Source organism: Candidatus Symbiothrix dinenymphae (assembly GCF_001431085.1).
This window is the reverse complement of sequence record NZ_BBRU01000181.1, coordinates 1-691: the sequence shown is the minus strand read 5'-3', so window position 1 is coordinate 691 and position 691 is coordinate 1. Positions and strand designations below refer to the sequence as shown.

The window sequence follows — 691 nt, the reverse complement described above, 5'->3', positions numbered from 1 at the left end:
ACCTTTGCACGGTCAAAAACATAAAATTATGACGGAACTTATTTTAAAAAACAGAATTTCTCGCCCGAAAATGGATGCCCTGCTAACATTTTTGGTCACTTGGGGTATTGATGCGGAAGTGAAGCACAATATTCGTAAGCCAACCGCAAGAGAAAAGCATATTGCGGAGTTTAAGGAAGCCATTCGGGAAACCGAAGCGATGGCAAAGCACATTCGTCAAAATGGCACGAAAGGCTATCAAACGATGGACGAATTTCTAAAAACCCTTTGACAATGGCGATAGAAATTATCCCTTCCGATAAATTCAAAAGGTCGTTCAGGCAACTTTATAAAAAATATCGTTCTCTAACTGTCGATTACGAAGAATTTGAAAAAGAACTTCGTGAAAATCCGAAGTTAGGCGACGATTTGGGCGGCGGCTATCGCAAAATGCGTATGGCTATCCAGTCGAAAAACAAGGGAAAAAGCGGCGGTGCCCGCATTATTACTTACGAACTGTGCCTGAAAACCACCGAAAACACTATCGTTTTGGTTGATATTTACGACAAAAACGAACGTGAAACCATGCAAGAATGGGAATATAAAACCACCCTCCAAGATTTTTTCCAAAACGACGCAACCGCATTTCCCATTTGACCCCAGGGCAACCTCCCCCTCAAAAAAAATAGACAGGGCATGCCCTGTCTATTTG

At 42.1% G+C, this 691-nt stretch carries 2 protein-coding genes; both read left to right on the top strand.

The window, feature by feature from the left end:
* A partial coding sequence (locus tag ASC50_RS02655; RefSeq protein WP_226995349.1) for a hypothetical protein occupies nt 1–271 on the top strand: 271 nt, incomplete at its 5' end.
* 2 nt (nt 272–273) lie between these two features.
* Nucleotides 274–636: a type II toxin-antitoxin system RelE/ParE family toxin gene (locus ASC50_RS02650; protein WP_102134487.1), complete on the top strand. Its 363-nt coding sequence runs from the start codon at nt 274–276 to the stop codon at nt 634–636.
* Nucleotides 637–691 lie beyond the last annotated feature (55 nt).

Coding starts and splice junctions, on each gene's coding strand:
- ASC50_RS02650 (WP_102134487.1), top strand. CDS start 274: ATGGCGATAGAAATTATCCCTTCCGATAAATTCAAAAGGTCGTTCAGG.